The organism is Cryobacterium sp. MLB-32, from assembly GCF_000738085.1.
Lineage (GTDB): Bacteria > Actinomycetota > Actinomycetes > Actinomycetales > Microbacteriaceae > Cryobacterium.
The window spans coordinates 1-692 of record NZ_JPRS01000580.1; the positions used below are offsets into that span (position 1 = coordinate 1).

2 protein-coding genes are annotated in these 692 nt (G+C 62.1%); one reads left to right on the forward strand and one right to left on the reverse strand.

Annotated elements, in window-relative coordinates; genetic code table 11:
- The first annotated feature begins 193 nt into the window (after window positions 1–193).
- Complete coding sequence (locus JF66_RS23945) at window positions 194–517, forward strand: hypothetical protein (RefSeq protein WP_051973783.1); 324 nt, start codon at window positions 194–196, stop codon at window positions 515–517.
- On the opposite strand, the gene JF66_RS24760 is transcribed toward JF66_RS23945, so the two are convergent.
- A partial coding sequence (locus tag JF66_RS24760; protein ID WP_231556533.1) for a hypothetical protein occupies window positions 501–692 on the reverse strand: 192 nt, incomplete at its 5' end. The two genes, JF66_RS23945 and JF66_RS24760, sit on opposite strands and share 17 nt — an antisense overlap.

A 692-nucleotide genomic window follows, 5' to 3' on the forward strand; every position in this document is an offset into this window, starting at 1 on the left:
TCGCCGCACCCGCTCTGCCCCCCGAATAACCGCAACAGGTCAACCAGATAACTTGCGTGGTACTACCAAGCCGTGCATACTGATTCAACCGACCAGTCAAAACCTGACAGTCGGAGGGAACAGGTGCCTACCCGGCGCGATCGAGCGGGCATTCCTGTGACTTCAATGAAGAAGCCCCACAGAAAGCAGCACCATGCTCAAGAAGCTCGCATCTGTTAGCGCACTAGCCCTCCTCCTCACCGGATGCTCGGCAGCCAGCGGTCCCGATAACTCGGGCGATTCCGGCGCCGAGTCCTACTCCTGGGACATGACCATCACGGTGGGAAACACCTCCACCTGGCATGAAGGCGCCGAGTATTTCGCCGACACCCTCAATGACGAAACCGACGGCCGCATCGAGGTGAACATCTTCACCAATGAGCAGCTCTCCGGCGGCGATCCCGCAGCCGGCGTCGAGCAGCTCATGAACGGCGACAAAGACCTGTCGTACAACTCCACGATCATCTCGCCGGCATGACCCGAGTTCGCCCCCCCCCGCTGTCAATGCGCCCTTCCTCTACGCCGACTACGAAGAGGCCGAAGACACGCTCGCGGCCACCGGCCTCGACGCCTACCGCGCCCTCGCCGACCCGCTGGGCGTGCAGGTTCTCGGCTTCGGCGAGAGCGGCTTTCGCCAGATCACCAACAACGTG

Coding starts and splice junctions, on each gene's coding strand:
- JF66_RS23945 (WP_051973783.1), top strand. CDS start 194: ATGCTCAAGAAGCTCGCATCTGTTAGCGCACTAGCCCTCCTCCTCACC.